This is a genomic window from Streptomyces sp. NPDC046821 (assembly GCF_040645335.1).
Classification (GTDB): Bacteria; Actinomycetota; Actinomycetes; order Streptomycetales; family Streptomycetaceae; genus Streptomyces.
The window spans coordinates 122,459-148,649 of the sequence record NZ_JBEYYB010000002.1 but is presented as its reverse complement, the minus strand read 5'-3'; the positions used below and the strand labels follow the sequence as shown (position 1 = coordinate 148,649).

General features: G+C 70.9%; 23 protein-coding genes. 17 read left to right on the top strand and 6 right to left on the bottom strand.

What is annotated here, in order from left to right; translation table 11 throughout:
- Positions 1–28: 28 nt before the first annotated feature.
- Complete coding sequence (locus ABZ893_RS04240; protein ID WP_361396484.1) at positions 29–1,801, bottom strand: SGNH/GDSL hydrolase family protein; 1,773 nt, start codon at positions 1,799–1,801, stop codon at positions 29–31.
- Positions 1,802–2,016: 215 nt separating this feature from the next.
- Between ABZ893_RS04240 and ABZ893_RS04235 the strand changes: the two genes are divergently transcribed.
- The 5 genes from ABZ893_RS04235 to ABZ893_RS04215 all read left to right on the top strand — a co-directional run bounded on the left by ABZ893_RS04235 (position 2,017) and on the right by ABZ893_RS04215 (position 5,806).
- Positions 2,017–2,457, top strand: a complete 441-nt coding sequence (locus ABZ893_RS04235) for a DUF6278 family protein (protein ID WP_361396481.1) — start codon at positions 2,017–2,019, stop codon at positions 2,455–2,457.
- A gap of 150 nt (positions 2,458–2,607) precedes the next feature.
- Entirely contained in the window at positions 2,608–3,351 is a 744-nt protein-coding gene (locus ABZ893_RS04230) for an amino acid ABC transporter ATP-binding protein (protein ID WP_361396478.1), read from the top strand.
- Positions 3,352–3,368: 17 nt separating this feature from the next.
- On the top strand, positions 3,369–4,286 hold the full coding sequence (locus ABZ893_RS04225; RefSeq protein ID WP_361396475.1) for a glutamate ABC transporter substrate-binding protein: 918 nt from the start codon (positions 3,369–3,371) through the stop codon (positions 4,284–4,286).
- A gap of 9 nt (positions 4,287–4,295) precedes the next feature.
- Positions 4,296–4,940, top strand: coding sequence for an amino acid ABC transporter permease (locus tag ABZ893_RS04220; protein ID WP_361396472.1), 645 nt, complete (start codon positions 4,296–4,298; stop codon positions 4,938–4,940).
- Positions 4,937–5,806, top strand: a complete 870-nt coding sequence (locus ABZ893_RS04215) for an amino acid ABC transporter permease (RefSeq protein ID WP_361396469.1) — start codon at positions 4,937–4,939, stop codon at positions 5,804–5,806. Before ABZ893_RS04220 ends, ABZ893_RS04215 begins: the two co-directional genes overlap by 4 nt.
- A gap of 202 nt (positions 5,807–6,008) precedes the next feature.
- On the opposite strand, the gene ABZ893_RS04210 is transcribed toward ABZ893_RS04215, so the two are convergent.
- Positions 6,009–6,767 carry a hypothetical protein gene (locus ABZ893_RS04210; RefSeq protein ID WP_361396466.1) on the bottom strand — a complete coding sequence of 253 codons (759 nt, stop codon included), beginning with the start codon at positions 6,765–6,767 and terminating at the stop codon, positions 6,009–6,011.
- Between the two features lie 103 nt (positions 6,768–6,870).
- On the opposite strand from ABZ893_RS04210, the gene ggt reads away from it, so the two are divergent.
- Positions 6,871–8,712 (top strand): gamma-glutamyltransferase, encoded by a 1,842-nt coding sequence (ggt, locus tag ABZ893_RS04205; protein ID WP_361396463.1) that lies wholly within the window; start codon positions 6,871–6,873, stop codon positions 8,710–8,712.
- Between the two features lie 107 nt (positions 8,713–8,819).
- Here ggt and map read toward each other — a convergent pair whose 3' ends face one another.
- Entirely contained in the window at positions 8,820–9,587 is a 768-nt protein-coding gene (gene map, locus ABZ893_RS04200; protein ID WP_361396460.1) for a type I methionyl aminopeptidase, read from the bottom strand.
- Between the two features lie 52 nt (positions 9,588–9,639).
- Here map and ABZ893_RS04195 point away from each other — a divergent pair, with 52 nt between their 5' ends.
- The 4 genes from ABZ893_RS04195 (at position 9,640) to hydA (ending at position 13,735) form a co-directional block, all read left to right on the top strand.
- A complete protein-coding gene (locus tag ABZ893_RS04195; protein WP_361396456.1) occupies positions 9,640–9,891 on the top strand; it encodes a helix-turn-helix transcriptional regulator in 252 nt (83 codons plus the stop codon).
- A 199-nt stretch (positions 9,892–10,090) separates the two neighbouring features.
- On the top strand, positions 10,091–10,933 hold the full coding sequence (locus ABZ893_RS04190) for a nitrilase-related carbon-nitrogen hydrolase (RefSeq protein WP_361396454.1): 843 nt from the start codon (positions 10,091–10,093) through the stop codon (positions 10,931–10,933).
- A gap of 47 nt (positions 10,934–10,980) precedes the next feature.
- A complete protein-coding gene (locus tag ABZ893_RS04185) occupies positions 10,981–12,264 on the top strand; it encodes an aspartate aminotransferase family protein (protein ID WP_361396452.1) in 1,284 nt (427 codons plus the stop codon).
- A 64-nt stretch (positions 12,265–12,328) separates the two neighbouring features.
- Complete coding sequence (gene hydA / locus ABZ893_RS04180) at positions 12,329–13,735, top strand: dihydropyrimidinase (RefSeq protein WP_361396450.1); 1,407 nt, start codon at positions 12,329–12,331, stop codon at positions 13,733–13,735.
- A gap of 17 nt (positions 13,736–13,752) precedes the next feature.
- Here hydA and ABZ893_RS04175 read toward each other — a convergent pair whose 3' ends face one another.
- The gene (locus tag ABZ893_RS04175) at positions 13,753–14,877 is read right to left on the bottom strand and encodes a winged helix DNA-binding domain-containing protein (protein ID WP_361396447.1); all 1,125 of its coding nucleotides are present in this window, start codon (positions 14,875–14,877) and stop codon (positions 13,753–13,755) included.
- Between the two features lie 301 nt (positions 14,878–15,178).
- On the opposite strand from ABZ893_RS04175, the gene ABZ893_RS04170 reads away from it, so the two are divergent.
- Complete coding sequence (locus tag ABZ893_RS04170) at positions 15,179–16,198, top strand: TIGR03842 family LLM class F420-dependent oxidoreductase (RefSeq protein WP_361396445.1); 1,020 nt, start codon at positions 15,179–15,181, stop codon at positions 16,196–16,198.
- An 87-nt stretch (positions 16,199–16,285) separates the two neighbouring features.
- Positions 16,286–17,812, top strand: a complete 1,527-nt coding sequence (locus ABZ893_RS04165; protein WP_361396442.1) for an NCS1 family nucleobase:cation symporter-1 — start codon at positions 16,286–16,288, stop codon at positions 17,810–17,812.
- Between the two features lie 42 nt (positions 17,813–17,854).
- Here ABZ893_RS04165 and ABZ893_RS04160 read toward each other — a convergent pair whose 3' ends face one another.
- Positions 17,855–18,535, bottom strand: coding sequence for a hypothetical protein (locus ABZ893_RS04160; protein ID WP_361396439.1), 681 nt, complete (start codon positions 18,533–18,535; stop codon positions 17,855–17,857).
- 188 nt (positions 18,536–18,723) lie between these two features.
- On the opposite strand from ABZ893_RS04160, the gene ABZ893_RS04155 reads away from it, so the two are divergent.
- A complete protein-coding gene (locus tag ABZ893_RS04155; RefSeq protein WP_361396436.1) occupies positions 18,724–20,562 on the top strand; it encodes a gamma-glutamyltransferase in 1,839 nt (612 codons plus the stop codon).
- Positions 20,563–20,671: 109 nt separating this feature from the next.
- A complete protein-coding gene (locus ABZ893_RS04150) occupies positions 20,672–21,526 on the top strand; it encodes an inositol monophosphatase family protein (RefSeq protein ID WP_361396433.1) in 855 nt (284 codons plus the stop codon).
- Here the strand turns inward: ABZ893_RS04150 and ABZ893_RS04145 are convergent.
- A complete protein-coding gene (locus ABZ893_RS04145; protein WP_361396430.1) occupies positions 21,462–22,178 on the bottom strand; it encodes a hypothetical protein in 717 nt (238 codons plus the stop codon). The genes ABZ893_RS04150 and ABZ893_RS04145 overlap by 65 nt on opposite strands.
- A 95-nt stretch (positions 22,179–22,273) precedes the next feature.
- On the opposite strand from ABZ893_RS04145, the gene ABZ893_RS04140 reads away from it, so the two are divergent.
- The 3 genes from ABZ893_RS04140 to ABZ893_RS04130 all read left to right on the top strand — a co-directional run bounded on the left by ABZ893_RS04140 (position 22,274) and on the right by ABZ893_RS04130 (position 26,190).
- Positions 22,274–23,683, top strand: coding sequence for an NAD(P)/FAD-dependent oxidoreductase (locus tag ABZ893_RS04140; protein ID WP_361397679.1), 1,410 nt, complete (start codon positions 22,274–22,276; stop codon positions 23,681–23,683).
- Positions 23,680–24,195 carry an O-acetyl-ADP-ribose deacetylase gene (locus ABZ893_RS04135; protein WP_361396426.1) on the top strand — a complete coding sequence of 172 codons (516 nt, stop codon included), beginning with the start codon at positions 23,680–23,682 and terminating at the stop codon, positions 24,193–24,195. The genes ABZ893_RS04140 and ABZ893_RS04135 overlap by 4 nt, the downstream gene beginning before the upstream one ends.
- 528 nt (positions 24,196–24,723) lie before the next feature.
- On the top strand, positions 24,724–26,190 hold the full coding sequence (locus tag ABZ893_RS04130) for an AlkA N-terminal domain-containing protein (RefSeq protein ID WP_361396424.1): 1,467 nt from the start codon (positions 24,724–24,726) through the stop codon (positions 26,188–26,190).
- The last annotated feature ends 1 nt before the right edge of the window (position 26,191 follow it).

The window sequence follows — 26,191 nt, the reverse complement described above, 5'->3', positions numbered from 1 at the left end:
GCGACGCCCGCCTTAAAGCCCCACTGGCCTACGGCGCCAGCGACCGCAGGTCCACAGCTTGGGCCAGCGCGTCCAGGCCCGTGTCGCCCGGGTGCAGGTGGTCGCCGCTGTCGTACGCGGGCAGCATCCGCGCGGGGTGGTCCGGGTCCCGGACCACCGCGTCGAAGTCGGCCACGGAGTCGAAGTCACCGCCGCTGTCGCGGATGTACGCGTTGACCACCTCGCGTTCGCGGTCGGCGGTGGCCGTGCACAGGAGTTCGCCCTCGCAGGGGGTGACCGTCGCCCCGACGACGCGCAGGCCCCGCGCGTGGGCCCGCCGCGCGATCTCCCGCAGCCCGGCGACGACTTGGGCCCCGCTGAAGCCGGCCCGCACGTCGTTGACCCCCTGGAAGACGACGACCGTCCGCGCCGACGTCTGGGACAGCACGTCACGGTCCAGACGGTGCAGGGCGCTCACGCCGCCCAGGTCCGTGGAGACGCCGTCCCCCGGATACCGGTCGCCGGTCACACGGTTCGCGGAGATGCCCTGGTTGAGGACGCCGTACCGCGGCACCTTGTGCTGTTCGTGCAGACGGGTGGCCAGCACGTCGGGCCAGCGGTGGTTCGCGTCCGCCGTCGACATCACACCGTCCGTGATCGAGTCCCCGAGCAGCACGACCGAGCCGGGCCCGCCGCTCACGTCGACGCCGGTGAGCAGCGGCCAGTACGTGATCGTCGACGTGTACGACGCGGGAGACGCCTCCGCCGCGTGGTCGCCGGGCAGACTCACGTACGAGCGCTGGATCGCCTGCTGGTGCACCGGCGCCGAGGCGACCGTCTCCGGGAGGTGGAAGCTCACCAGCAGGTTCGCCCCGGCCGGTACGTCGAAGCCCACCGGATCGCTGAACGCCTGTGCGCCCGCCGGGATTTGAGCGCCGGCCGAGCCCTGGAACGTCAGCGGCACGGGCGCGCTCTTCGCGCCGGCGCCCGCGTCCTGCACGGCCACCGTCGCGCTCCCGACCCGCACCGGCCCCGACGCGAACGTGTTGTCGAGCCGGATCCGCACGCGCGGCCCGCCCACGCTCGTGTGCACGACGAGCCGCACCGTCCGGTCGACCCAGGGGCCGACGGCCCGGTAGCCGGAGGTCGACGCCGACCACGTGCCGGTCCAGCCCGGCGCGGGCGACCGCACCGACAGCGCGAACACGTGCAGATCGGGGTCACCGGGGTCGCTGGGCAGGGTGACGGATTCGATCGTGCGGCCGCGCGTGACGGGCACCGTCACCACGAACAGCCGTGTCTTCTCGGCGAGTTGGCCGTCGGGCGTGTTCCGGTGCGACAGCGCCACGGACTTCGTGGCGAGCGGGCCGGTGCGCCAGTCGGGCGCGGTGAGGCGGTAAGAGGAGTGCGAGCCGTCGCGGTAGCGCACGACGCCGGTTCCCGTCGCGTCGCCGCCCGTTCCGGCCACGAGGAACGCGAGCGCGTCACCGTGGCCCTTGAGCCGGACCCGCTGGCCGTCGGCGCGCACGTTGTCCGGTCCGCTGCCCGCCGTGCGCGGCCAGGTGAGGCGGGCGCCCTCAACGTCCAAGGCGCGCCCGGGAGTCCAGCCCGCCGCCGTCAGATCTCCGGCGGACAGTGAGCTGCCCGAGCCGTCGAAGTCGGCGTCCGAGGCCCGGTCGTCGGCGCTCACCGCCCTATTGTCGAAAAGCCGCTCCAGGGGGAGCGGCTCGGTTCTCTGCGGGGTGGCCCCTGCGGTGGTGGAGGTGAACCCCGTCGTAAGGAGTGCCAGTACAACTGCCGTTCCCCAGACTCGTCGGCGCATGACCGACTCCCTCCGCTCGTGGGTGAGAGGTGACATGTGCGCCATGAAGTTAGGAAGGGGGCAGGGACGCGTCAATGAGCCGCGAGGGAAGCTGGCTCGAACTCTCCGGTGGCCCCGGGCTCCCCGCGGCCGGCCGCGAACCTCCCACGCCTCCGTCGCAAAAGATCAGCGTGCCCAGTGGTGCGATGGCCAGGGGGGATGTCAGGCTGAACGGTATGAACATCCCTTTCTTGGACAACTGGCGCAAGAAGCACGGCTCCGCGTTCGGCGTGGCCGTCTTCGCCGAAGGTGACGGCGGGGCCGAGGGCGTCGCCGAACTGCTCTCCGAGTGCGAACTGCTGCGCTCGCAGGCGGAGCGGGCCGGTGTCGAACTGGACGACTCCGTCGAGTCGTTGGAGGCGCTCGACCAACTCGTGCCGCGCTGGCGGGAGGACGAGGAGTCGCTGCCATGGCTCGGCAACGACGCGGGCCTGTACCTGGGGACCGTCCTCGTACGCCAAGTGCCCGACGCGACCTGGATGATCTGGCCCAACGGGCAGCCGGTCGTGCGGCTCGGCTCGGGCCGCGAGGTCGACGTCGTCACCGCAGGACAGGACTGGGCGGCGAGCGGGGTGCCGGAGCTGTCGCAGTTCTACGCCGAGGCGTCGGAGACGTAGAACGCCTCTGAAGAACGCCGCCGAAGAACGCCTTGGAGACGTAGAAACCGCAAATACGGTTAATGCCCATCCGTGCGTGTCGTCAGTTAAGTCCCAAATCCTCATGGGTACTTTGCGCGAACTGACACAGGAGAGTTGGGCAGATCTGCCATGGCCGTCGATCCGTTGATCGAGCTGCGTGACGTGAACAAGTACTACGGGGAACTGCATGTCCTCCAGGACATCGATCTCACCGTCGGCAAGGGGGAGGTTGTGGTGGTCATCGGCCCTTCGGGGTCGGGCAAGTCGACGCTCTGCCGGACGATCAACAGGCTCGAGACGATCCAGTCGGGGCAGATCCTGCTCGACGGGCAGCCGCTGCCGGCGGAGGGCCGGGCCCTCGCGCAGCTGAGGGCGGAGGTCGGGATGGTCTTCCAGTCCTTCAACCTCTTCGCGCACAAGACGGTCCTCCAGAACGTCTCGCTGGCCCAGACGAAGGTCCGTAAGCGCAAGAAGGACGAGGCCGACCAGCGCTCGCGCGACCTGCTCGACCGGGTCGGACTCGCCGCGCACGCCGCCAAGTTCCCCGCCCAGCTCTCCGGCGGGCAGCAGCAGCGTGTGGCCATCGCCCGCGCGCTCGCCATGGACCCCAAGGCCCTCCTGTTCGACGAGCCGACCTCGGCCCTCGACCCGGAGATGATCAACGAAGTCCTGGAAGTGATGCGGCAACTCGCCCACGACGGCATGACGATGGTCGTCGTCACCCACGAGATGGGCTTCGCCCGCTCCGCCGCCAACCGCGTCGTGTTCATGGCCGACGGCCGCATCGTCGAGGACCGCACCCCGGAGGAGTTCTTCACCGACCCGCGCAGCGAGCGGGCCAAGGACTTCCTCTCCAAGATCCTCAAGCACTGACGGGGACGGACCGATCCATGCAGCGCACGACACGTGTGATCCGCGCCCTCGCCGCCCTCGCGCTCACCGCCCTGGCCGCCGCGGCCTGCGGCAAGGAAGGCAGCCCGCCGGTCAAGGGCCCGAGGGCCGACCAGCTCCCCAAGTACCAAGTGGCGCAAGGGTTCCAGCTCACCGACTCGAAGACCTGGCAGAAAGCACAGAAGCGGGGCCACTTCGTCGTCGGGGCCAAGGAGGACCAGCCCTACCTCGGCGAGAAGGACCCGGCCACCGGCGTCTACTCCGGCTTCGACATCGAGATCGCCAAGATGATCTCCGCCTCCCTCGGCCTCGCGCCCTCCTCGGTCTCGTTCAAGACCATCGCCTCGGCCAACCGCGAAACCGCCCTGCAGAACGGGCAGATCGACTACTACGTGGGCACCTACACGATCAACGACAACCGCAAGAAGCTCGTCGGCTTCGGCGGCCCCTACTACATGGCCGGTCAGTCGCTCCTCGTCCGCACCGACGAGCACGACATCAACGGGCCGCAGGACCTCGACGGCAAACGCGTCTGCTCGGCCGCCGGCTCGACCCCGTACCAGCGCATCCAGCAGGACTACCCGAAGGCGACGCTCGTCGCGTACGACACGTACTCGGTCTGCGTCGACAACCTGCTCACCTACCAGGTCGACGCCGTCACCACCGACGACGCCATCCTGCTCGGCTACGCGGCCAAGGTGCCCGCCGAACTCAAGCTGGTCGGCAAGCCGTTCTCCCAGGAGCCCTACGGCATCGGCGTACCGCGCGGCGACAACGCGCTGCGGTTCGCGATCGACACCGCCCTCCAGGCCCGCGAGAAGAACGGCGACTGGAAGAAGGCGTACGACGCGACGCTCGGCCTCTCCGGGGTGCCCGCGCCGAAGCCGCCCGCCATCGACCGCTACCCGGCGAGCTGAGGAGGCCCCGTGAACGTACTGACCAGCAATTTCTCCACCTTCGCCAAGGGATTCCTCGGAACCGTCGAACTGACCGTTTACGCCTCCGTCCTCGCGCTCGTGCTCGGCTTCGTGATGGCGTCGTTCCGGGTCGCGCCCGTCGGCTCCTTCCGGGTGTTCGGCACCGTGTGGGTCACGGTCCTGCGCAACACCCCGCTCACCCTGCTGTTCTTCGCGGTGCTGCTCGGCCTGCCGCGCTTCGGACTGGTGCTGCCCTTCAAGGTGTTCGCCGTGCTCGCGCTCGGCTGCTACACCTCGGCGTTCATCTGCGAGGCCCTGCGCTCCGGCATCAACACCGTGCCGAGGGGCCAGGGCGAAGCGGCCCGCAGCCTCGGCATGACGTTCGGCCAGACGCTGTCGGTGGTCGTGCTGCCGCAGGCGTTCCGGTCCGTCATCCCGCCCATCGGCTCGAATCTCATCGCCCTCGCGAAGAACTCGGCGATCGCCGGCGCGTTCAGCGTCACCGAGCTACTCGGTACGTACAAGACGCTCGGCGAACTGGGCTACAACGTCATCTGGACGTTCGTCTGGATCGCCGTCGGCTATCTGATCATCACGCTCGCCATCAGCGCGGTCTTCAACGTGCTGGAGAAGCGCTGGGGAGTACCCCGATGAAAGCTGCTGCCCACGAGGCCACCGCCCTCTACGACGTCCCCGGACCGAGGACCGAGAGCCGGCACCGCATGTACGGGGTGCTCTCCACGGCGATCGTGCTCGGGCTCCTCGCCTGGATCCTCTACCTCCTCTTCGACACCGACCAGTTCACGTACACGAAGTGGATGCCCTTCGAGTACACGGGCATCCAGCGGCTGATCCTGCGCGGGCTCGGCAACACGCTCAAGGCCTTCGTCATCGCCGCCGCGCTCTCGCTCGCGCTCGGGACCTTCCTCGCCGTGGGGCGCCTCAGCGATCACCGCGTGGTGCGCTGGCTGTCCACGCTCGTGGTCGAGTTCTTCCGCGCGATGCCCGTCCTCGTCATGATTTTTTTCATCTTCGTGGCGCTCAAGGCCCAGCCGCTGACCGCCCTCGTCGCCGGACTCACGCTCTACAACGGCTCCGTGCTCGCCGAGGTCTTCCGCTCCGGTGTCAACGCGGTCGAACGAGGCCAGGGCGAGGCCGCGTTCGCGCTCGGGATGCGCAAGACGCAGGTCATGAGCTTCGTCCTCGTGCCGCAGGCCGTGCGCGCGATGCTGCCCGCCATCATCAGCCAGCTCGTCGTCGCGCTGAAGGACACATCGCTCGGCTACCTCATCACCTACGAGGAGTTCCTCCACGCCGGGAAGCTCATCGCATCGAACCTCGACTACGATTTGCCTTTCATCCCCGTGGTGATGGTGATCTCTCCGATCTACATCGGGATGTGCATGCTGCTTTCGTGGTTCGCCCAGTGGGTGTCCAAGCGCCAGCGGCGCAGCCCCAGGACCAAAGCGTCCGACGTCGCCCCGGCCGAACCGGGGCCGCTGCTGCCGGGGGTGCGGTAGCAGGGGGCTCATAGCTCAGACCACAGGGCACCGCCCGCCCGGCAGCAGCCGGAGATCACTGCTCGCGCAGGGGGATCGACACGTATGACGGGTCGTCCTCGGGCGAGGAGAAGGTCAGCTGCGCGCCGGTCGGGTTGTGCTCGACACAGGTGAGCGTCGTGTGCAGCCGAGCCGTCCCGCGTACGTGCTGCTCCGCCTAGTACTACTTCGCCCGGTGGGCGCCGCGGGACGCGACAGGGGCCGGAGCGGGCGCCTGGGCCGCGCGGGTGACGTCCCCGACCAGCTCGACGACGTCCGGGCCGTACGCCTGGGAGTTCACGACCTTCAGGAGCAGCACGAACGTGTTGCCGCCGTGCTTGCGGGCCAGGCGCTCGTGGTTGCGGGCGAGATAGCGCGTGGCGGCCTGGTTGGTGACCGGGAGCTGGCCGCAGAACAGGAAGACGGGCCGGGCGTCCTGCTCCTGGCCCGCGGTGAGCCGGGCGACGATCACGTACTCCGACTTCCCGGGCTCCAGGCGGTACCGCTCGCTGCCTATCTGGAACGCGCCGCGGTCCGGGCCCGGCTCCGGGTCCGCGTTGACGCGGATGCCGGGCAGCAGGCTGTGCATGTGGGCGGCCATCCGGCGGTTCGACGCGGGCCCGCCCACGCAGAACTCCGTACGCTCCCCGAAGCCCTGGCGGGCCATGTCGTGCGCGATGACCTGGGCGTGCGCCCCGCAGTCCTTGATGATCGCCGAGAGTTCGAGCAGGGCGAACACGTCGTGCCGCTTCACCGACAGGTCGGGGCCGCCGCCGTCGCGGTTGACTACGAGGAGCGACTCGGAGTTGTCCGGGAGCCCGAAGAAGGCCTGCTTGCGGCGGAGTTTGCTGTTCCACAGGTAGGTGCGGGCGAACCAGCCGATGAGAGCGCCGATTGCGACCGCGACCACACCGAGGGCGATGTTGCGCACGTCTTCCGTCATGGGGGCGCATGTTAGCCGTCGGACGTACCCGTGTTCGAGGGGGTCCTGACGGGGCGCGGATCGGAAGTTACGCTGCGCGGACTGCCGTTGACTGGAGGTACGGATGAGACGTCCTGTTGCGCGGAATCTGCGAAATCTGCGGACTCTCTCAGGATTGGCCGTGATCGCCACAGTGGTCACGATTGGGGCTGCCCCACCCCCTTCGTCGGGTGTGACCGATACATCCGGCGCGCCCGCGCCGAAGGTGCCGCTCGCCGTCGGATACGGCGGCGCGGTCTCCAGCGTCGACGCCGACGCGTCCGCCGCCGGGATCGAGGTCCTGCGCAAGGGCGGCAACGCGGTCGACGCGGCGGTCGCCACCGCGGCGGCCCTCGGCGTCACCGAGCCGTACTCCGCGGGCGTCGGCGGAGGCGGCTACTTCGTCTACTACGACGCGAAGTCCCGCCAGGTCCACACGATCGACGGCCGCGAGCGCGCCCCGCTCACCGCCGACTCCGGGCTCTTCCTGGAGAACGGCAAGCCCCTCGCCTTCAACGACGCCGTCACCAGCGGCCTCAGCATCGGCACGCCCGGCACACCCGCCACCTGGCAGACCGCGCTCGACACGTGGGGCAGCCGGAAACTCGGCTCAGTCCTCAAGCCCGCCGAGAAGCTGGCGCGGGACGGCTTCCCGGTCGACGAGACGTTCCGCTCCCAGACCGAGGGCAACCAGAGCCGGTTCAAGGACTTCCCCGCCTCGGCGAAGCTCTTCCTGCCCGGCGGCGCGCTCCCCGTCGTCGGCTCCACGTTCAAGAACCCGGATCTCGCCCGCACCTACGAGCAGCTGGGCCGCGACGGCGTCGGCGCTATTTACCGCGGCGACATCGGCGACGACATCGTCCGCACCGTGAACAAGCCGCCCGTCGACCCGGCGTCCGGCCGGAACGCACGGCCGGGCGCGCTCTCCGTCAAGGACCTCCGGGCGTACGCGACGAAGCCGCAGGCCCCGACGAAGACGACGTACCGAGGGCTCGACGTCTACTCGATGGCGCCGTCGTCCTCGGGCGGCACGACGGTCGGCGAGGCGCTCAACATCCTTGAGCGGACGGACCTTTCGAAGGCCAGTCAGGCGCAGTACCTGCACCACTTCATCGAGGCGAGCCGGATCGCGTTCGCGGACCGGGGGCGCTGGGTCGGCGATCCCGCGTTCGAGGACGTGCCGACGAAGGAACTGCTCTCGAAGAAGTTCGCCGATTCGCGCGCGTGCCTCATCAAGGACGACGCGGTCCTCACCAGCCCGCTGGCGCCGGGGGACCCGCGTCACCCGGGCGCGTGCGGCACGCCGGGCGACAAGGCGGCGCCGACGACGTTCGAGGGTGAGAACACGACCCATCTGACGGTCGCCGACAAGTGGGGCAACGTCGTCGCGTACACGCTGACGATCGAGTCGACGGGCGGCAGCGGCATCACCGTCCCGGGCCGTGGCTTCCTGCTCAACAACGAGCTCACGGACTTCTCGTTCGCGCCGGCCGACCCGGCGGTCCACGACCCGAACCTGCCCGGTCCCGGTAAGCGGCCGCGCTCGTCGATCTCCCCGACGATCGTGCTCGACCGGCACAACGAGCCGGTCGTGGCCCTCGGTTCGCCCGGCGGCGCGACCATCATCACGACCGTCCTGCAGACCCTGACCGGCTTCGTCGACCGCGGCCTCCCGCTGGTCGACGCGATCGCGGCCCCGCGCGCGAGCCAGCGCAACGCGGCCGCGACGGAACTCGAACCGGGCCTGTGGAACAGCCCCGTGCGGGCCGACCTGGAGAAGATCGGCCACGTCTTCAAGCAGAACCCCGAGATCGGCGCTGCGACGGGCGTGCAGCGCCTGAAGAACGGCGAATGGCTCGCGGCGGCGGAGAAGGTACGGCGCGGCGGCGGTTCGGCGATGGTGGTGCGGCCGGCCTCCGAGAACTGACCGTAGGCCTGTGGGGCCCGCCGGTGACGTGGAAGACGTCAACTGGCGGGCCCCGCAAGCCACTTGGCGTACACAGGCGCACGCCACCCTCGCCGGACGCGCCTCGGTCACAGCGCCGTGAGAATCCGCGGCCCCGCATCCGTGATCGCCACCGTGTGCTCCGCGTGAGCGGCCCTGCTGCCGTCGCTCGTGCACAGGGTCCAGCCGTCCGGGGCCGCGTAGTAGTCATCGGTGCCGCCCGCCGTCAGCATCGGCTCGATCGCCAGCGCCATGCCGTGCCGCAGGACCATGCCGCGACCCGCCCGCCCTTCGTTCGGCACGGACGGGTCCTCGTGCATACGGCGGCCGATGCCGTGGCCGCCGAAGCCGTCCGGGATGCCGTACCCCGCCGCGCGGCACACCGTGCCGATGGCGTGCGCGATGTCCCCGATCCTGTTGCCGACGACCGCCGCCGCGATGCCGGCCGCGAGCGCGCGCTCCGCCGTCTCGATGAGGCGTACGTCCTCCGGGCGCGCCCGGCCCACCGTGAAGCTGATCGCCGAGTCGCCGACCCAGCCGCCCAGCTCGGCCCCGAAGTCGGCCGAGACCAGGTCACCGTCCCGCAGCCGGTACCCGTCGGGGACGCCGTGCACGATCGCGTCGTTCACCGAGAGGCAGAGCACCGCCGGGAACGGGGTCGGGGCGAACGAGGGCCGGTAGCCGAGGAACGGCGAGCGCGCGTCCGCCGTGCGCAGGACGTCGTGCGCCACCGCGTCCAGCTCCAGGAGCGAGACGCCGACGGCGGCCTTGTCCCGGACCGCGGCGAGCGCCTGGGCCACGACGCGCCCCGCCTCACGCATCGCGTCGATCGATGTGTCTGTCTTGAGTTCCACCATGCCAATTACAATACCGGTATTTGAATCGGTTGCGCGCCGGTAGACTGGCCGCATGGTCCGTACTCCCTTGACTCCGGAAGAGCGTGAGCGCGGCGAGCGGCTCGGCCTGCTCCTGCGCGAGGCCCGGCGCGGGCGCAGCATGGTGGAGGTCGCCGCGAGCGCCGGCCTCTCGGCGGAGACCCTCCGCAAGATCGAGACCGGCCGCGCGCCCACCCCGGCGTTCTTCACGGTCGCGGCCCTGGCCCGGGCGCTCGGCCTGTCCATGGACGAGATCGCGGAGACCTGCTCGCTCGCGCCCGTCTGACCGAACCGGAGCGCTCCGGGCGACCCGTGTGGCGGCTTCTCACCCGCACGGGTGCGAAACATGATCGATTCCGTCGGTTGACGGCGATGGTCTTGGCAAGGCCGTCGGTGAGGCTTACGTTCGGGTTTCTACGGCCTGCTTCTACGGGCGTAGAGGCTCTCTGACGTCCCCCCGCGGGGCAACAGCAAAGGAGCGGCACATGGCCCACGTCGTACGCGCCGCGCTGGTCCAGGCGACCTGGACGGGCGACACCGAATCCATGATCACCAAGCATGAGGAACACGCTCGGGAGGCCGCCCGGCAGGGCGCCCAGGTCATCGGCTTCCAGGAGGTCTTCAACGCCCCCTACTTCTGCCAGGTGCAGGAGGCCGAGCACTACCGCTGGGCGGAACCCGTACCGGACGGCCCGACCGTCACCCGGATGCAGGCGCTCGCCCGCGAGACCGGCATGGTGATCGTCGTCCCCGTCTTCGAGGTCGAGCAGTCCGGCTTCTACTTCAACACCGCGGCCGTGATCGACGCCGACGGCACGTACCTCGGCAAGTACCGCAAGCACCACATCCCGCAGGTCAAGGGCTTCTGGGAGAAGTTCTACTTCAAGCCGGGCAACCTCGGCTGGCCCGTCTTCGAGACCGCCGTCGGCCGCGTCGGCGTCTACATCTGCTACGACCGGCACTTCCCCGAGGGATGGCGTCAACTCGGCCTGAACGGCGCCCAGTTGGTCTACAACCCGTCCGCCACGAGCCGCGGCCTCTCCGCGTACCTGTGGCAGCTGGAACAGCCCGCCGCCGCCGTCGCCAACGAGTACTTCATCGCCGCGATCAACCGCGTCGGCGTCGAGGAGTACGGCGACAACGACTTCTACGGCACGAGCTACTTCGTCGACCCGCGCGGCCAGGCCGTAGGCGACACCGCGAGCGACAAAGAAGAGCAACTCCTCGTACGGGACCTGGACTTCGACCTCATCGACGAGGTACGCCAGCAGTGGGCGTTCTACCGCGACCGCCGGCCCGACGCGTACGACGGGCTGGTGGAGCCGTGACGAGCGCCGTCCGCGAAGGAGCCGACGAAAGGGCCAGTGCCGCCTTGATGACCCCCGATCTCCACGCCCGTCACCGCGCCGTCCTGCCCGACTGGCTCGCCCTGTACTACGACCGCCCCATCGAGATCACCCACGGCGAGGGCCGGCACGTCTGGGACGCCGACGGGAAGAAGTACCTCGACTTCTTCGGCGGCATCCTGACGACGATGACCGCGCACGCCCTGCCCGAGGTGACCAAGGCCGTCAGCGAGCAGGCCGGCCGGATCATCCACACCTCGACGCTCTACCTCAACCGGCAGATGATCGAACTCGCCGAGCGCGTCGCCTCGTTGTCCGGAATCCCGGACGCCCGCGTCTTCTTCACCACCTCCGGCACCGAGGCCAACGACACGGCCCTGCTGCTCGCCACCGCGTACCGCCGCTCGAACCAGATCCTCGCGATGCGCAACAGCTACCACGGCCGGTCCTTCTCCGCCGTCGGCATCACCGGCAACCGAGGCTGGTCCCCGACCAGCCTCTCCCCGCTCCAGACCCTGTACGTCCACGGCGGCGTCCGCACCCGAGGCCCGTTCGCGCACCTCAGCGACGCCGAGTTCATCGAGGCCTGCGTCGCCGACCTGCGCGACATCCTCGGCCAGACCCGCGGCGTCGCCGCCCTCATCGCCGAACCCATCCAGGGCGTCGGCGGGTTCACGTCACCGCCCGACGGCCTGTACGCGGCGTTCCGCGAGGTGCTCCAGGAGCACGGCATCCTGTGGATCGCCGACGAGGTGCAGACCGGCTGGGGACGCACCGGCGAGCACTTCTGGGGCTGGCAGGCCCACGCGCAGAACGGGCCCCCGGACATGCTCACCTTCGCCAAGGGCATCGGCAACGGCATGTCCATCGGCGGAGTCGTGGCGCGCGCCGAGGTCATGAACTGCCTTGACGCCAACTCCATTTCGACGTTCGGCGGATCGCCGGTGACGATGGCGGCCGGGCTCGCCAACCTCACCTACCTCCTCGAACACGACCTCCAGGGCAACGCCCGCCGCGTAGGCGGACTCCTCATCGAACGCCTGCGTGCCGTCGCCGCTTCCGTCCCGCACGTACGCGAGGTGCGCGGCCGTGGCTTGATGATCGGCGTCGAGCTGGTCAAGCCCGGTACGGACGAGGCCGATCCGGACGCGGCGTCCGCCGTCATCGAGGCCGCCCGCGAGGCCGGACTCCTCGTCGGCAAGGGCGGCGGGCACAACACCAGCGTGCTGCGCATCGCACCGCCGCTGAGCCTGACCGTCGCCGAGGCGGAAGAGGGCGCCGCGATCCTGGAGCGGGCGCTGCGCGGCGTCTGACAGCCGCACACAGCGCGGGCAAGCGAACGTCTTCCGGTCCGCCGGCACCGTAGGAAGAGGGAGCATGAGCAGCAGCCGTACCGTCATCCGCGGGGGACTCGTCGTCACCGCCGCCGACGAGATCCACGCCGACGTCCTCATCGAGGACGGCCGTATCGCCGCCCTCGCCGCCGCGGGCACCGACGCCGCGCGGTCCTGGACGGCGGACCGGACGATCGACGCCCGCCAGAAGTACGTCATCCCGGGCGGCGTCGACGCCCACACCCACATGGAGATGCCGTTCGGCGGCACCTACGCCTCCGACACCTTCGAGACGGGCACCCGGGCGGCGGCCTGGGGCGGCACCACCACCATCGTCGACTTCGCCATCCAGTCCGTCGGGCACACTCTGCGCGAGGGCCTGGACGCCTGGCACGCCAAGGCCGACGGGCAGTGCGCGATCGACTACGGCTTCCACATGATCGTCTCCGACGTGCACGAGGGGACGCTCAAGGAGATGGACCTGCTCGTCGCCGAAGGGGTCACGTCCTTCAAGCAGTTCATGGCGTACCCCGGAGTCTTCTACTCCGACGACGGGCAGATCCTGCGCGCCATGCAGCGGGCCGGCCGCAACGGCGGACTCATCATGATGCACGCCGAGAACGGCATCGCCATCGACGTCCTCGTCGAACAGGCCCTGGAGCGCGGCGAGACCGACCCCCGCTACCACGGCGAGGTCAGAAAGGCCCTCCTCGAAGCGGAGGCCACGCACCGCGCCATCAAACTCGCCCAGGTCGCGGGCGCACCCCTCTACGTCGTGCACGTCTCCGCGCGCGAGGCGCTCGCCGAGCTGGCGCGCGCCCGTGACGAGGGCCTGCACGTCTACGGCGAGACCTGCCCGCAGTACCTCTTCCTGTCCACCGACAACCTCGCCGAGCCCGACTTCGAGGGCGCCAAGTACGTGTGCAGCACGCCGCTGCGCCCCAAGGACCACCAGGACGCGCTCTGGCGTGGGCTGCGCACGAACGACCTCCAGGTCGTCTCCACCGACCACTGCCCGTTCTGCTTCACCGGCCAGAAGGAGCTGGGCCGCGGCGATTTCTCCAAGATCCCCAATGGGCTGCCGGGCGTCGAGAACCGCATGGACCTGCTCCACCAGGCCGTCGTCGACGGGCGCATCTCGCGCCGCCGCTGGATCGAGCTGGCCTGCGCCAACCCGGCCCGCATGTTCGGCTTGTACCCGAAGAAGGGCACCATCGCGCCGGGCACCGACGCCGACGTCGTCATCTACGACCCGCACGCCGAACAGATCGTCTCCGCCGACACCCACCACATGAACGTCGACTACTCGGCGTACGAGGGAAAACAGCTCACCGGCCGCGTCGAGACCGTGCTCTCGCGGGGCGAACTCGTCATCGACCAGCGGGAGTTCACCGGCCGCGCCGGACACGGCGTGTACGTCCCGCGCGGGGTCACGCAGTACGTGGGCTAGTCGCCGTGCCGTTCGGGTCAGGCGTCGGCGATGCGCAGTTCGCGCGGGCCGGCGCCGTCCGACGCGAAGAGCAGCAGACGCTCGCCCTCCTCCGCGATACCGGCGCGCTGACGCTTGGTGACCTGGGTGAAGAGCTGCACGTCGAGCGTGGTCGACGTGCGCGTGCGGTCGGTGCGCCAGGCGCCGGCCACGAATCCGTCGAGCAGGATCGTCCCCGGAATCAGGGCGTTCTTCGTCGAGATGGCCTTGCGGTGCTCGTCGCTGATGATCCGGGTGCGGTCCGCGTGGGAGAGGATCGCGTTGTCGAAGGGCGCCAGGTAGCGCACGGGAGCGTCCGCGTCGGCTCCCGGCCGCGGGGCGTCCGGCAGGTCCAGGAGCTCCCGGCCGTCGTCGGCCAGCAAGGAGACAAGTTGCGGCCGCAGCCGTTCGGTCACCGCGCGCAGCCGGGTCAGCCCGGACCACGCCTGGATGTCCTTGACGGTGGCCGGACCGAACGCCGCGAGATAGCGCAGGACCAGGCTGTCCAGGTCGGCCTCCGCGTCCTGCGGAGCCCCGATCCAGTCGTCCGCCAGCGCGTACGTCAGCTGCCCGCCCTGGCCCCACACCCCGCGTGGCGGGATCTGGACCACCGGCAGCAGGCAGCGCACGACATTGCTGAGCGCGTTCGCGGAGTGGTCGGGCCAGGTCGTGCGCAGCGCGACGGTCAGGTCGCCGACGGTGTGCGGAGCCTTCTCCAGGAGCGCCCGGCCCGCGTCCGCGACGTCGGCCGGATCCAGACCCTTCAGATCCTTGGCGAAGGTCGTGGCGAGGCTGCGTTCCAGGAACGGCTGCACGCACGGCCGCAGCGCCCGGAAGTCGGCGGAGGTCACCAGATGGACGGTGCCGCGCATCAGCGGGACACGCACGGCCTGCCGTCCGGTGAGCAGATCCGACAGCTCCTCCGGACGGAAGTCCTCGAGGCGGGTCCACAGGCCGTAGTACGGCGGCAGGGGAGCCTGCGCCTGGAGGCCGACGAGGTGTTCGAGCGCGGCCGACGCCGACATCGCCGGCCGCTTCAGCAGCAACTGGCGTGCCAGGAAAGCGCGGTTGAGGGCGCGCCGGTCGAGTACGTCGGCGGGCCGGGAGGCAGTGGTCGCGGGCACGGGCCGAACCCTACCCGCGCCGGACTCGAGGGAGCCTTGAGCGGCAGGGTGCAGGGCCGCCCGGCCGTGGGTCCGCGACACCGATCGTCATCGTCCCCGCTTCTTTCTGAACCGAGGTGGGCGCGCGTAGAGTCGCTTCTGCCGAGCCTGCGGAGAATGTCCAGGATCGGGCCCCCAGTGATGAACTCGCCGTCTGTGAGCAGGAGTTCACGGCCGCCACCTGACACGGCCGTACACCCCGCGCCTCCACCTGCCCGTACCTGACTGCCAGTACCAGAACCGGAAAGCATTGGCGGAACACATGGACTTCGGACTCGTCCTCCAGACCGACCCTCCGGCCTCCGACGTCGTCGCCCTCATGCAGCGCGCCGAACGCCAGGGCTTCACCCACGGGTGGACCTTCGACTCGGTCGTGTTGTGGCAGGAACCCTTCGTCATCTACAGCCGGATCCTCGCCGAGACGCAGCACCTGACCGTCGGTTCGATGGTCACCAACCCCGGCACCCGCACCTGGGAGGTCACCGCCTCCACTTTCGCCACCCTCAACGACATGTACGGCAACCGGACCGTGTGCGGCATCGGCCGCGGCGACTCAGCGATGCGCGTCGCCGGACGCAAGCCCAACACGCTCGCCCGGATCAGCGAGGCCATGAAGGTCATCAGGGCGCTCGCCCGGGGCGACGAGGCCGACCTCGGCGGCACGGTGATCCGCTTCCCCTGGGTGCGCGACGGCGCGCACCTCCCGGTCTGGATGGCGGCGTACGGGCCCAAGGCCCTGAAGATGGCGGGGGAGGAGGCCGACGGGTTCATCCTTCAGCTCGCCGACCCGTACCTCACCCGGTACATGATCAAGGCCGTGCGCGACGCGGCCACGGCGGCGGGGCGCGACCCGTCCGAGGTGAAGATCTGTGTGGCGGCGCCCGCCTACGTCACGTCCGACAACTCGCCCGAAGCCCTCGCCCACGCGCGCGAGGAGTGCCGCTGGTTCGGCGGCATGGTCGGCAACCACGTCGTGGACCTGGTCAGCAGGTACGGCGAGCACTCCTCCCTCGTCCCCGACGAGCTCACCGACTACATCAAGACCCGCCAGCGCTACGACTACGTCCACCACGGCAGGGCCGGGAACCCCGACACCGAGTTCGTCCCGGACGAGATCGTCGACCGGTTCTGCGTCATCGGCACCGTGCAGGACCACATCGACAAGATGCGCACGCTGCGCGACCTCGGCGTCGACCAGTTCGCGATCTACGACATGCACGACGCCAAGGAGGAGGTGATCGACGCGTACGGGGAGAAGATCATTCCGGCGGTGAACGCCTGAGCCCCGGTCCAACTTGCCTACACGCACGGCCCGTTCGAACCTCCCGTTGCCTGAGCCGCCCCCGGCTCCCGGACGAATGGCCTGCTCATGACCGACACCGCGCCCTCCGCGCCACCCGCCGACGCCGCGATAGACCTCAGTGCCGACGCCTACCCCGCCGGCAGCCGCTACGCCAACGACGACCTGCGCCCCGTCCCCCTCGCCGAACGCCGCTGGACCACCTACAACTTCGTGGCCCTGTGGATCGGCATGGCCCACTGCATCCCGTCCTGGACCCTCGCCTCGGGCCTCGTCGCGCTCGGCATGGACTGGAAGCAGGCCGTCCTCACGATCGCGCTCGCCAACGTCATCGTGCTCGTGCCGATGCTGCTCACCGGGCACGCGGGACCGAAGTACGGCATCCCCTTCCCCGTCCTCGCCCGCGCCTCGTTCGGGCTGCGTGGCGCCAATCTGCCCGCGCTGATCCGGGCGGCGGTGGCGTGCTGCTGGTTCGGCATCCAGACCTGGATCGGCGGACAGGGCGTGTTCGTCCTGCTCGGCAAGGTCTTCGGCGGCTGGGCGGACGTGTCCCGGGTCGGTGGCTATCCGTGGACTCTGTGGCTGTGCTTCGTGCTGTTCTGGGCGCTCGAACTGGCCATCATCTTCCGGGGGATGGACACCCTGCGCCGCTTCGAGAACTGGGCGGCGCCCTTCGTCCTCGTCGGCGCGGTCGTGCTGCTGATCTGGATCGCGAACAAGGCGGGCGGCTTCGGCCCGCTCCTCGACGAGCCGTCCAAGGTCGGCTGGGGCTCCGACTTCTGGAAGATCTTCTTCCCGGGCCTGATGGGGATGATCGGCTTCTGGAGCACGCTGTCCCTGAACATCCCCGACTTCACCCGCTTCGGCAAAGGCCAGAGCGCGCAGGTGTGGGGTCAATCGCTGGGCCTGCCCACGACCATGACGCTGTTCGCGCTGATGTCCGTCCTGGTGACGTCCGGCTCCGAGAAGGTCTACGGCGCCGCGATCTGGGACCCGGTGGCGCTCGCGGGCAAGACCGACAACGTCTTCGGGCTGCTCTTCGCGCTTGTCACGGTGTTCATCGCGACGATCTCCGTGAACATCGCGGCGAACGTCGTCTCACCCGCGTACGACCTCGCGAACCTCGCGCCCAAAGTCATCAACTTCCGTACGGGCGCGCTCATCACGGGCGTCATCGGCGTCGTCATCATGCCGTGGAAGCTCACCTCGACACCCGAGCTGTACATCTTCACGTGGCTCGGCGTCGTCGGCGGTCTGCTCGGCACCGTCGCCGGCATTCTGATCGCCGACTACTGGATCATCCGCCGCACCGTCCTCCACCTCGCCGACCTGTACCTCCCGAACGGGCGTTACTGGTACCGGGGCGGCTGGAACGGGACGGCGGTGACCGCGTTCGTGGTGGGCGGGGTCCTCGCCGTCGGCGGCTCGTACTCGACCCTCGACGCGAAGGGCGCCAAGCAGGGCCCGTTCCCGGCGGACGGCCTGATCCCGTTCCTGAAGCCGCTCGCGGACTACGGGTGGGCGGTGGGGCTGGGGTCTTCGCTGGTCGTGTACGTGGCGCTGACGAGGTCGCGGCGTGGTCGTGAGGCCGGCTGACTCCCTGTCGTGAGGTCGGCGAATTGTCTGTCGTGAGGCCGGCTAGTTCCCTCCGGTGAGTGACGCCACCGCGTCGCCTGCCGCCCGCAGCGCGCCCTGGTGGATGTCCTCCGCCGGGGGCGCGCCGTGGGACTCGAAGTCGCTGCCGTTGTAGGTGACGGTGACCAGGGCGTTGGCCGATCGGACCGTCACGACGGCCTCCCGGGTGTCCTGCTTGTCCTGGGAGGTGAGGCCGACCGCGACCCTGGCCTCGTCACCGAGCCCGGACGCCGCGTCGCCCTTGCCGCGCTTGGCGAACGCCGTATGCGCCTCCTCGGAGGAGTGCTTGACCTCGAAGGACACGTCGAGCCAGCGGTAGTCGAAGCCCTGCATCCCGCTCCACGAGCAGCCGCGGCGCAACGAGCTGTCGGCGGCGGCGAGTTCCTTGCCGGCCGCGTCGGCCTTCGGCACCAGAGCGGCGACCGTCTTGGGCGGGACGGCACTGCACGGAGCGGGCGGTTTCCCGTACTCGCGGTGGTCGGCCGTGGACCGCGTCGACGGAGCGGAACCGTCGGGCGTGGAGCCGTCGGGCGCGGACCCGTGGGGTGTGGGCCGGGAGGCCGCGGAGGTCTGTCCGGACGGGTCCGCCATGGGGCCCGAGGTCCAGGCCCACCCGGCGCACGCGAGCACGGCGACAGGCAGCACCCGCGCGGACAGAAGGAGGGGGAGAGGGAGAGAACGCACGGTGTACGTCCCTTGTGTGAGAGGTGGAGGGGACGCCAGTGTCACACGAGTTACCCGGTGACAACACCGCCCCCTCCCGCCCCGGTGGTCCTCGTGTGCCTTCCGGCGGGCCGAGGGCCCTCTTGCCCAGGGGCTGTATGCGAAATACGTTCTGCGGGTCTTTCGTCGAAGCCCGAGGAGCAGCCACTTTGTTCACCACCCGGCCGACCCTGCAAGGCACCTTCGGCATGGTCTCGTCCACCCACTGGCTCGCCTCCCAGTCGGCCATGGCCGTGCTGGAGAGCGGTGGCAACGCCTACGACGCCGCCGTCGCCGCGGGTTTCGTCCTGCACGTCGTCGAACCGCACCTGAACGGCCCCGCGGGCGAGGTACCGATCATCCTCGCGCCCGCCGGCGGAGACGTCCGCGTCCTGTGCGGACAGGGCGTCGCGCCCGCCGGGGCCACCGTCGCCCACTACCGCTCCCTCGGCCTCGAACTCGTCCCCGGCACGGGCCCCTTGGCCGCCGCAGTCCCCGGCGCGTTCGACGCCTGGATGCTCCTCCTCAAGGACCACGGCACCAAGTCCCTTGCCGAAGTGCTGAGTTACGCCATCGGGTACGCGGAGGACGGGCACACGCCCGTGGAGCGCGTCGGCGAGACCGTGGAAACCGTGCGCGCCCTGTTCGAAGACGAGTGGCCGTCCTCAGCCGAGGTCTATCTCAAGGACGGGAAGCCGCCGAGGCCCGGCGAGCTCTTCCGTAACCCCCGACTCGCCGCCACCTGGCGGCGCCTGATCGAAGAGGCCGAGGAGAGCGCGGGCACCGGCGACGAGAACCGCGCCGCCCAGATCGAGGCCGCCCGCGCGATCTGGCGCGAGGGCTTCATCGGCGAAGCCCTCGTACGCCAGGCCGGCCGCCCCACCCTGGACACCAGCGGCACCCGCCACCGAGGCACGCTCACCGCCGCCGACCTGGCCGGCTGGTCCGCGACCTACGAGGCGCCCGCCACCTACGACTGGAACGGCTGGACCCTGTGCAAGGCCGGCGGCTGGAGCCAGGGCCCCGCCTTCCTCCAGCAACTCGCCCTGCTCCCCGACGAGTTGCCCGCCTACGGCTCCGCCGAGTACGTCCACCTGCTCATCGAGGGCTGCAAGCTCGCCATGGCCGACCGCGAGGCCTGGTACGGGGACGCCGACCCACAGGGCGTGCCCGTCGACGCGTTGCTCTCCGACGAGTACAACGCGGCACGCCGTGCCCTCGTCGGCAGCAAGGCGTCACACGAGCTGCGGCCCGGCAGCCCGCTGGGCGCCGAGCCCCGGATCTCCGCGCACGCGCTCGCCGTGGCGGCGGGGGAGCCTGCGTTCGACGCCTTGGGAATAGCGGGCGCCGGTGAACCCACCGTCGCCAAGAGCGGTGACCAGGAGGTGGCCGCCGACGGCGCGACCCGCGGCGACACCTGCCACCTCGACATCGTCGACCGCTGGGGCAACATGGTCGCCGCGACGCCCTCCGGCGGCTGGCTCCAGTCGAACCCCGTCGTGCCCGAACTCGGCTTCCCGCTCGGCACGCGCCTCCAGATGGCCTGGCTGGAGGAGGGGCTGCCCAACTCGCTCACGCCGGGCCGCCGCCCCCGGACGACGCTCACCCCCTCGCTCGCCCTCAAGGACGGCGTGCCGGTCCTCGCGTTCGGTACGCCGGGTGGCGATCAGCAGGACCAGTGGCAGGTCCACTTCTTCCTCGCCGTCGCCCTGCGCGAGGCTGTGCGCGGCGGGTACGACCTCCAGGGCGCCGTCGACGCCCCGAACTGGCACAACGACTCGTTCCCGAGCTCCTTCTTCCCGCGCGGCATGGTGCCCGGCAGCGTCACCGTCGAGTCCCGCGTCGGCGAGGACGTCATCGAGGAGCTGCGCCGCCGGGGCCACGACGTGACGGTCGGCGAGCCCTGGTCGGAGGGCCGCCTCTGCGCGGTCGCCCGCGACCCGCGCACCGGCGTCCTGTCGGCCGCGGCGAACCCTCGCGGGATGCAGGGGTACGCGGTGGGCCGCTGAGCTGTGGTGATTACGGGCGAGGGGTGGGGTTCACGGTATTCACGGGGATTCCACCCCTCGTCCACCACGCCGGTACGGATTGTCAGTGGAGCGTGCTCTCATGGGGGACATGATCGAAGCAAAGGGAATCAAGGAAAGCATCGACGACTTTCTGGTACTGGGCGCCGCCGATGTCGAGCAGACGATCCGTGCCGCGGCAGCGGCCGAGATCACGCCCAGGTTCCGGCAGCTCGCCGTGGACGAGGTAGCCCAGAAGAGCGGCCCGCACGACCTGGTGACCGTCGCCGACCGGCTCGCCGAGGAGTATCTCACCCGTGAGCTGAGCGCGCTGCTGCCCGGCTCCGTCGTCGTCGGCGAGGAAGCGGTGCACGCCGACCCGTCGACGTACGACGCGATAGGCGAGGACGCGCCGGTGTGGATCGTCGACCCGGTCGACGGGACCCGGCAGTTCGTGCACGGCGACCCCGGGTTCTGCACGCTGGTCGCGCTCGCGGTGCGCGGCGAGGTCGTCGCCTCGTGGACGTTCGCGCCCGTGCTCGACGAGTTCGCCGTGGCGATCCGCGGCAAGGGTGCCTGGCTCAACGGAGAGGCGCTGCACGCCGGTTCACCCGCGCCGGACGAGTCGATCGACGTGGCGACGTCCCACCCGGACTACACGACGGACGACCAGAAGCGCGCCCTCCTGGGCCTGGTCACGGACGGTGTGCGCCCGCGCCCGTGCGGATCGGCCGGACTGGAGTATCTGGCCATCGCCCGCGGTGAGTTGGACGCCGTTGCATTCTCTTGGGAGGCGGCATGGGATCACGCGGCGGGGCTGCTGCTCGTCGAGGAGGCGGGCGGGGCTCACCTGACCCGGGACGGTGTGCCGTTCCGGATCACCGGGGGGAACGCGCTGCCGTTCACGGCCGCCCGGGACGCGGCGACGGCCCGCCGAGTGGTCGGGCTCCTTCGGGACGCAGCCTGACCTGGAGGCCGGTGTAGTCGGGCCTCAGGGTGAACCGGATCGTGGTGACCTCGAAGGCGCCGGTGTCACCGACCGCCGGCCAGGCGTCGGGGTCGCGTGGCAGCCACGCCAAGTCCACGAAGGCGGGCACCGGGCACAGGTCCGTGTCGGCGGAGGCGGGCAATGGGCGCAGGTCCGTGTCGACGGGGGCAGGCACCGCGAGCAGGTCCATGTCTACGAACAGGCCGGTTCGGCCGGGACCCCAGGGCAGGGCCGACACCGTGCCGGTCACCCGCGCGCCCTCCGGCAGCGGGCCCGAGTCGTAGCGCGTGAAATGGCGGTGGCTTCGGGCGGTCCGCCAGGCCTGCTCGAAGCGTTCCGCCGTCACCGGCTCGTGTGACATGTCGTGCGGCCCGTCCGTCATGACCCCGTACACCGCCTCGTAAAGCTGGACACCCAGCGGACCGAAGCGGTCGCGCACCGAGGTCAGCTCGGCGTGCGACGCGGCCACGGTCGCGCCGCCTGCCGTTCCGTCGTCACTCGCGTGCCGCAGATCCGGGCGAGGCACCTCCAGCGCCCTGTCGAACACGGCCTCGCGCAGGACCCGGCCGTCCTCGCCGGTCTCGTACCAGGACCGGAGACCATTGCGAGGGCGGCTTGACCAGTGCGTCATCCGCCGGAGATTACCCGCGCCTCGCCCTGTCGGTCCCCCGGCATATCCTGTCCGCCAGTGGCCGTCGGCTGACAAAGGAGTCCGAGGTGCCGTCGATGCTCGATGCCGTCGTCGTGGGTGCGGGACCGAACGGACTGACCGCTGCCGTGGAGCTGGCCCGCCGAGGGCTCTCCGTGGCCGTCTTCGAGGCCAGGGACACCGTCGGCGGAGGAGCGAGCACCGAGGAGCTCACCCTCCCCGGATTCCGCCACGACCCCTGCTCGGCCGCCCACCCTCTCGGCATCAACTCACCGGCGTTCAGGGCCATGCCGCTCCAGCGCTACGGCCTGGAGTGGCTGCACCCCGAGCTCCCGATGGCGCACCCGTTCCCCGACGGCAGCGCGGCCGTGCTCGCGCGGTCCGTGGCCGAGACGGCCGCCTCGTTCGGGCCGCGCGACGCGGGCACGTACCGGCGGCTCGTCACGCCCTTCCTGCCCAGGTGGGACGCGCTGGTGCGGGACTTCATGGCGCTGCCGCTCACCGCGCTGCCGCGCGATCCCGTCACGCTCGCCCGGTTCGGGCTCGTGGGGCTGCCGCCGTCGACGTGGCTGATGCGCAGGTTCCGCGACGACAAGGCGCGCGCCCTGTTCGCAGGGCTCGTCGCGCACGCCATCGCTCCGCTCGACGGACTGGCCACGGGAGCCCTCGGCCTCGTCTTCGCGCTCGCCGCCCACGCACGGGGCTGGCCCGTCGCCCGCGGCGGCTCCCAGTCGATCTCCGACGCGCTGACCGCATACCTGAAGGACCTCGGCGGCGCCGTCCACACGGGCTACGAGGTCAAGCGCCTCGACGACCTGCCGCCCGCCCGCGCCTACGTCTTCGACACCTCGCCGAAGGCGCTGGCCCGTATCGCCGGGTTCGGCGGGTACTACGACCACTTCCGGTACGGCGCGAGCGTCTTCAAGCTCGACTATGCGCTGGACGGGCCCGTGCCGTGGACCGCGAAGGAGGCCCGGAGCGCGGGGACCGTCCAGGTCGGGCCCGGCAGCCGCGACATCGCGACCGCCCTGCGGGCCGCGTCCCGCGAGGGCCGCGCCCCCGACAAGCCCTTCCTCATCACGGTCCAGCCCAGCGTCGTCGACCCCACGCGAGCGCCCGACGGCAAGCACGTCTTCTGGGCGTACGGGCATGTCCCGAGCGGCTGGGACGGCGATCTGACCGACGCCGTCGAGCGGCAGCTGGAGCGCTTCGCGCCCGGCTTCCGCGACCGGATCCTGGCGCGCGCCACGGCGGGACCGCCCGAGCTGGCGGCCCGCAACGCGAACTATGTGGGCGGCGACATCGCCTGCGGCGCCGTGAGCGGGCTCCAGATGCTGCTGCGGCCCAAGCTGTCGCTGTCGCCGTACACGACCCCGCACCCCGCCGTCTTCATCTGCTCGTCCGCGAGCCCGCCCGGGCCGGGCGTCCACGGCATGTCCGGGCACAACGCGGCCAAGGCCGTGTGGAGGAGGATCCGCGCGTCATGACCCGCATCACCCTGGTCAAGGGCGACATCACCGACGAGACCGCCGACGCGATCGTCAACGCGGCGAACTCCTCGCTGCTCGGGGGCGGTGGCGTCGACGGCGCGATCCACCGGCGCGGCGGCCCCGAGATCCTCGCCGAGTGCCGCGCGCTGCGCGCCTCCCACCTGGGCAAGGGCCTGCCGACGGGCCAGGCGGTCGCCACGACGGCCGGAAACCTGCACGCCGCGCATGTGATCCACACCGTCGGCCCGGTCTGGTCCGCCTCCCTCGACCGCTCCGAACAGCTCGTGTCCTGCTACCGCGAGTCGCTCCGCGTGGCCATCGAACTCGGGGCTCGCACGGTCGCGTTCCCGGCGATCTCGACGGGCGTGTACGGGTGGCCCTTGGCGGACGGCGCACGCATCGCGGTCCGCACGGTGAGGGAGGCAGCGGCGCCGCCCGTCGAGGAAGTGCGGTTCGTGGTCTTCGACGACAGGGCGTATGCGGCGTTCTCGGAGGCGCTGGCGGGGTGACGTGGCGGCGGTGTGCTGGGGCGGGTGGCGGTGGGCTCGTCGGCGAGCTGGAGTAAGTGACGGTGGGCGCCGGGGGCGTGCTGGGTGGGCGTCGGGGGCGTGGTCTGGTGAGCGTGGTGTTCGCCGAGTCGTCGGCCGGCTCAGCGTGGTGCTGGGCCGGCCTGAGACCGCTGACGCACCGGCCGGCTGAGTGAAGCGCTCGTCGAGGCGCCGACCGGGGGACGAGGGTGTTCCCCAATGCACCGGCCCGCTGGTGCCAAGGCTTTGCCGGCGCGCTCGTCGGGTCGCCGTAGCCGCGCGCTGCCGCCCGCCCTCGCCGGAGGTCATCCAACCCCGCACGTAGGCGACGCCGGCTTTCGTCGGCGTACCGGCGCCGACGGCAAGCTTCGTCGAGGCATCGGCCGGGTGACCGCCCGCCTGACCTCGCCCCGCGCCCGGCGTCGCCCACCCCACCGAACCTCAGCCGCCCCCACGTCCATGTCGGATTTCCGCCAGCCCGGGGGAGCCGGTATCGGCGATGCTTGCTTCATGCACACCGATACCGAGCGATGCGTTCGGGCAGTTCAGTCCAAGGACGCCCGGTTCGACGGGTGGTTTTTCACCGCCGTGCTGACGACCCGCATCTACTGCCGGCCCAGCTGCCCGGTCGTGCCTCCGAAGCCCGAGAACATGACGTTCCTGCCCAGTGCCGCCGCCTGCCAGCAGGCCGGGTTCCGGGCCTGCAAGCGGTGCCGGCCCGACACCAGCCCCGGCTCCCCGGAGTGGAACCACCGCGCCGACCTCGTCGCCCGAGCCATGCGCCTCATCGGTGACGGCGTCGTCGACCGCGAAGGCGTACCCGGGCTCGCCGCACGCCTCGGCTACAGCTCCCGCCAGATCGAGCGCCAGCTCCTCGCCGAGCTGGGCGCGGGCCCTCTCGCCCTGGCCCGCGCCCAGCGCGCCCAGACCGCCCGGATCCTCGTCGAGACGACCGCCCTGCCGATGGCCGACATCGCGTTCGCCGCCGGTTTCTCCTCGATCCGCACCTTCAACGACACCGTCCGCGAGGTCTACGCCCTCTCCCCGAGCGAGCTGCGCACCCGCGCGCCCAGGACGGGCACCGCGGCACCCGGCGCGATCACCCTGCGGCTGCCGTTCCGCGCCCCCCTCACCCCCGACAACCTCTTCGGCCACCTCGCCGCGACCGCCGTCCCGGGCGTCGAGGAGTGGCGCTCCGGCGCGTACCGGCGCACGCTGCGCCTCCCCTACGGGCACGGCATCGTGACCCTCACCCCCGCCCCCGACCACATCGGCTGCCGGCTCGTCCTCACCGACCAGCGCGATCTGACCGTCGCGATCAGCCGTTGCCGCCGGATGCTCGACCTCGACGCCGACCCGGTCGCCGTCGACGATCAGCTGCGCGCCGACCCGCTGCTCGCGCCGCTCGTCGACAAGGCGCCGGGCCGTCGCGTGCCGCGTACCGTCGACGAGGCCGAGTTCGCCGTCCGCGCGGTGCTCGGACAGCAGGTCTCCACGGCCGCCGCCCGTACTCACGCGGCCCGCCTGGTCACCGCGCACGGCGAGCCGGTCGACGACCCGGAGGGCGGCCTCACCCACCTCTTCCCCGCGCCGACCGCCCTTGCGGCGCTCGACCCCGAGTCCCTGGCCCTGCCCCGCAGCCGCCGCACGACCCTGACCACCCTCGTCCGCGCCCTCGCGGACGGCACCCTGCCCCTCGGCCCCGAGAGCGACTGGGACGAGACCCGCACCCGGCTCAGGGAAATCCCCGGGTTCGGCCCCTGGACGGTCGAGGTCATCGCGATGCGCGCCCTGGGCGACCCGGACGCCTTCCTGCCCACCGACCTCGGAATGCGGCGCGCGGCCAAGGAACTGGGGCTGCCGCACACCCCGGCGGCGCTCACGACGCGCGCTGCGGCCTGGCGCCCCTGGCGCGCGTACGCCGTCCAGTACCTGTGGGCCACCGATGACCACCCGATCAACTCCCTCCCCGAGTAAG

What these genes read in the sequence shown, in the direction of transcription:
- ABZ893_RS04140 (WP_361397679.1), top strand. Translation starts at nt 22,274, where the DNA reads ATGCTCGATGCCGTCGTCGTGGGTGCGGGACCGAACGGACTGACCGCT.
- ABZ893_RS04135 (WP_361396426.1), top strand. Translation starts at nt 23,680, where the DNA reads ATGACCCGCATCACCCTGGTCAAGGGCGACATCACCGACGAGACCGCC.
- ABZ893_RS04215 (WP_361396469.1), top strand. Translation starts at nt 4,937, where the DNA reads ATGAAAGCTGCTGCCCACGAGGCCACCGCCCTCTACGACGTCCCCGGA.
- ABZ893_RS04170 (WP_361396445.1), top strand. Translation starts at nt 15,179, where the DNA reads ATGGACTTCGGACTCGTCCTCCAGACCGACCCTCCGGCCTCCGACGTC.
- ABZ893_RS04190 (WP_361396454.1), top strand. Translation starts at nt 10,091, where the DNA reads ATGGCCCACGTCGTACGCGCCGCGCTGGTCCAGGCGACCTGGACGGGC.
- ABZ893_RS04240 (WP_361396484.1), bottom strand. Translation starts at nt 1,801, where the DNA reads ATGCGCCGACGAGTCTGGGGAACGGCAGTTGTACTGGCACTCCTTACG.
- hydA (WP_361396450.1), top strand. Translation starts at nt 12,329, where the DNA reads ATGAGCAGCAGCCGTACCGTCATCCGCGGGGGACTCGTCGTCACCGCC.
- map (WP_361396460.1), bottom strand. Translation starts at nt 9,587, where the DNA reads ATGGTGGAACTCAAGACAGACACATCGATCGACGCGATGCGTGAGGCG.
- ABZ893_RS04195 (WP_361396456.1), top strand. Translation starts at nt 9,640, where the DNA reads ATGGTCCGTACTCCCTTGACTCCGGAAGAGCGTGAGCGCGGCGAGCGG.
- ABZ893_RS04130 (WP_361396424.1), top strand. Translation starts at nt 24,724, where the DNA reads ATGCACACCGATACCGAGCGATGCGTTCGGGCAGTTCAGTCCAAGGAC.
- ABZ893_RS04230 (WP_361396478.1), top strand. Translation starts at nt 2,608, where the DNA reads ATGGCCGTCGATCCGTTGATCGAGCTGCGTGACGTGAACAAGTACTAC.
- ABZ893_RS04145 (WP_361396430.1), bottom strand. Translation starts at nt 22,178, where the DNA reads ATGACGCACTGGTCAAGCCGCCCTCGCAATGGTCTCCGGTCCTGGTAC.
- ABZ893_RS04210 (WP_361396466.1), bottom strand. Translation starts at nt 6,767, where the DNA reads ATGACGGAAGACGTGCGCAACATCGCCCTCGGTGTGGTCGCGGTCGCA.
- ABZ893_RS04165 (WP_361396442.1), top strand. Translation starts at nt 16,286, where the DNA reads ATGACCGACACCGCGCCCTCCGCGCCACCCGCCGACGCCGCGATAGAC.
- ABZ893_RS04225 (WP_361396475.1), top strand. Translation starts at nt 3,369, where the DNA reads ATGCAGCGCACGACACGTGTGATCCGCGCCCTCGCCGCCCTCGCGCTC.
- ABZ893_RS04185 (WP_361396452.1), top strand. Translation starts at nt 10,981, where the DNA reads ATGACCCCCGATCTCCACGCCCGTCACCGCGCCGTCCTGCCCGACTGG.
- ABZ893_RS04235 (WP_361396481.1), top strand. Translation starts at nt 2,017, where the DNA reads ATGAACATCCCTTTCTTGGACAACTGGCGCAAGAAGCACGGCTCCGCG.
- ABZ893_RS04150 (WP_361396433.1), top strand. Translation starts at nt 20,672, where the DNA reads ATGATCGAAGCAAAGGGAATCAAGGAAAGCATCGACGACTTTCTGGTA.
- ggt (WP_361396463.1), top strand. Translation starts at nt 6,871, where the DNA reads ATGAGACGTCCTGTTGCGCGGAATCTGCGAAATCTGCGGACTCTCTCA.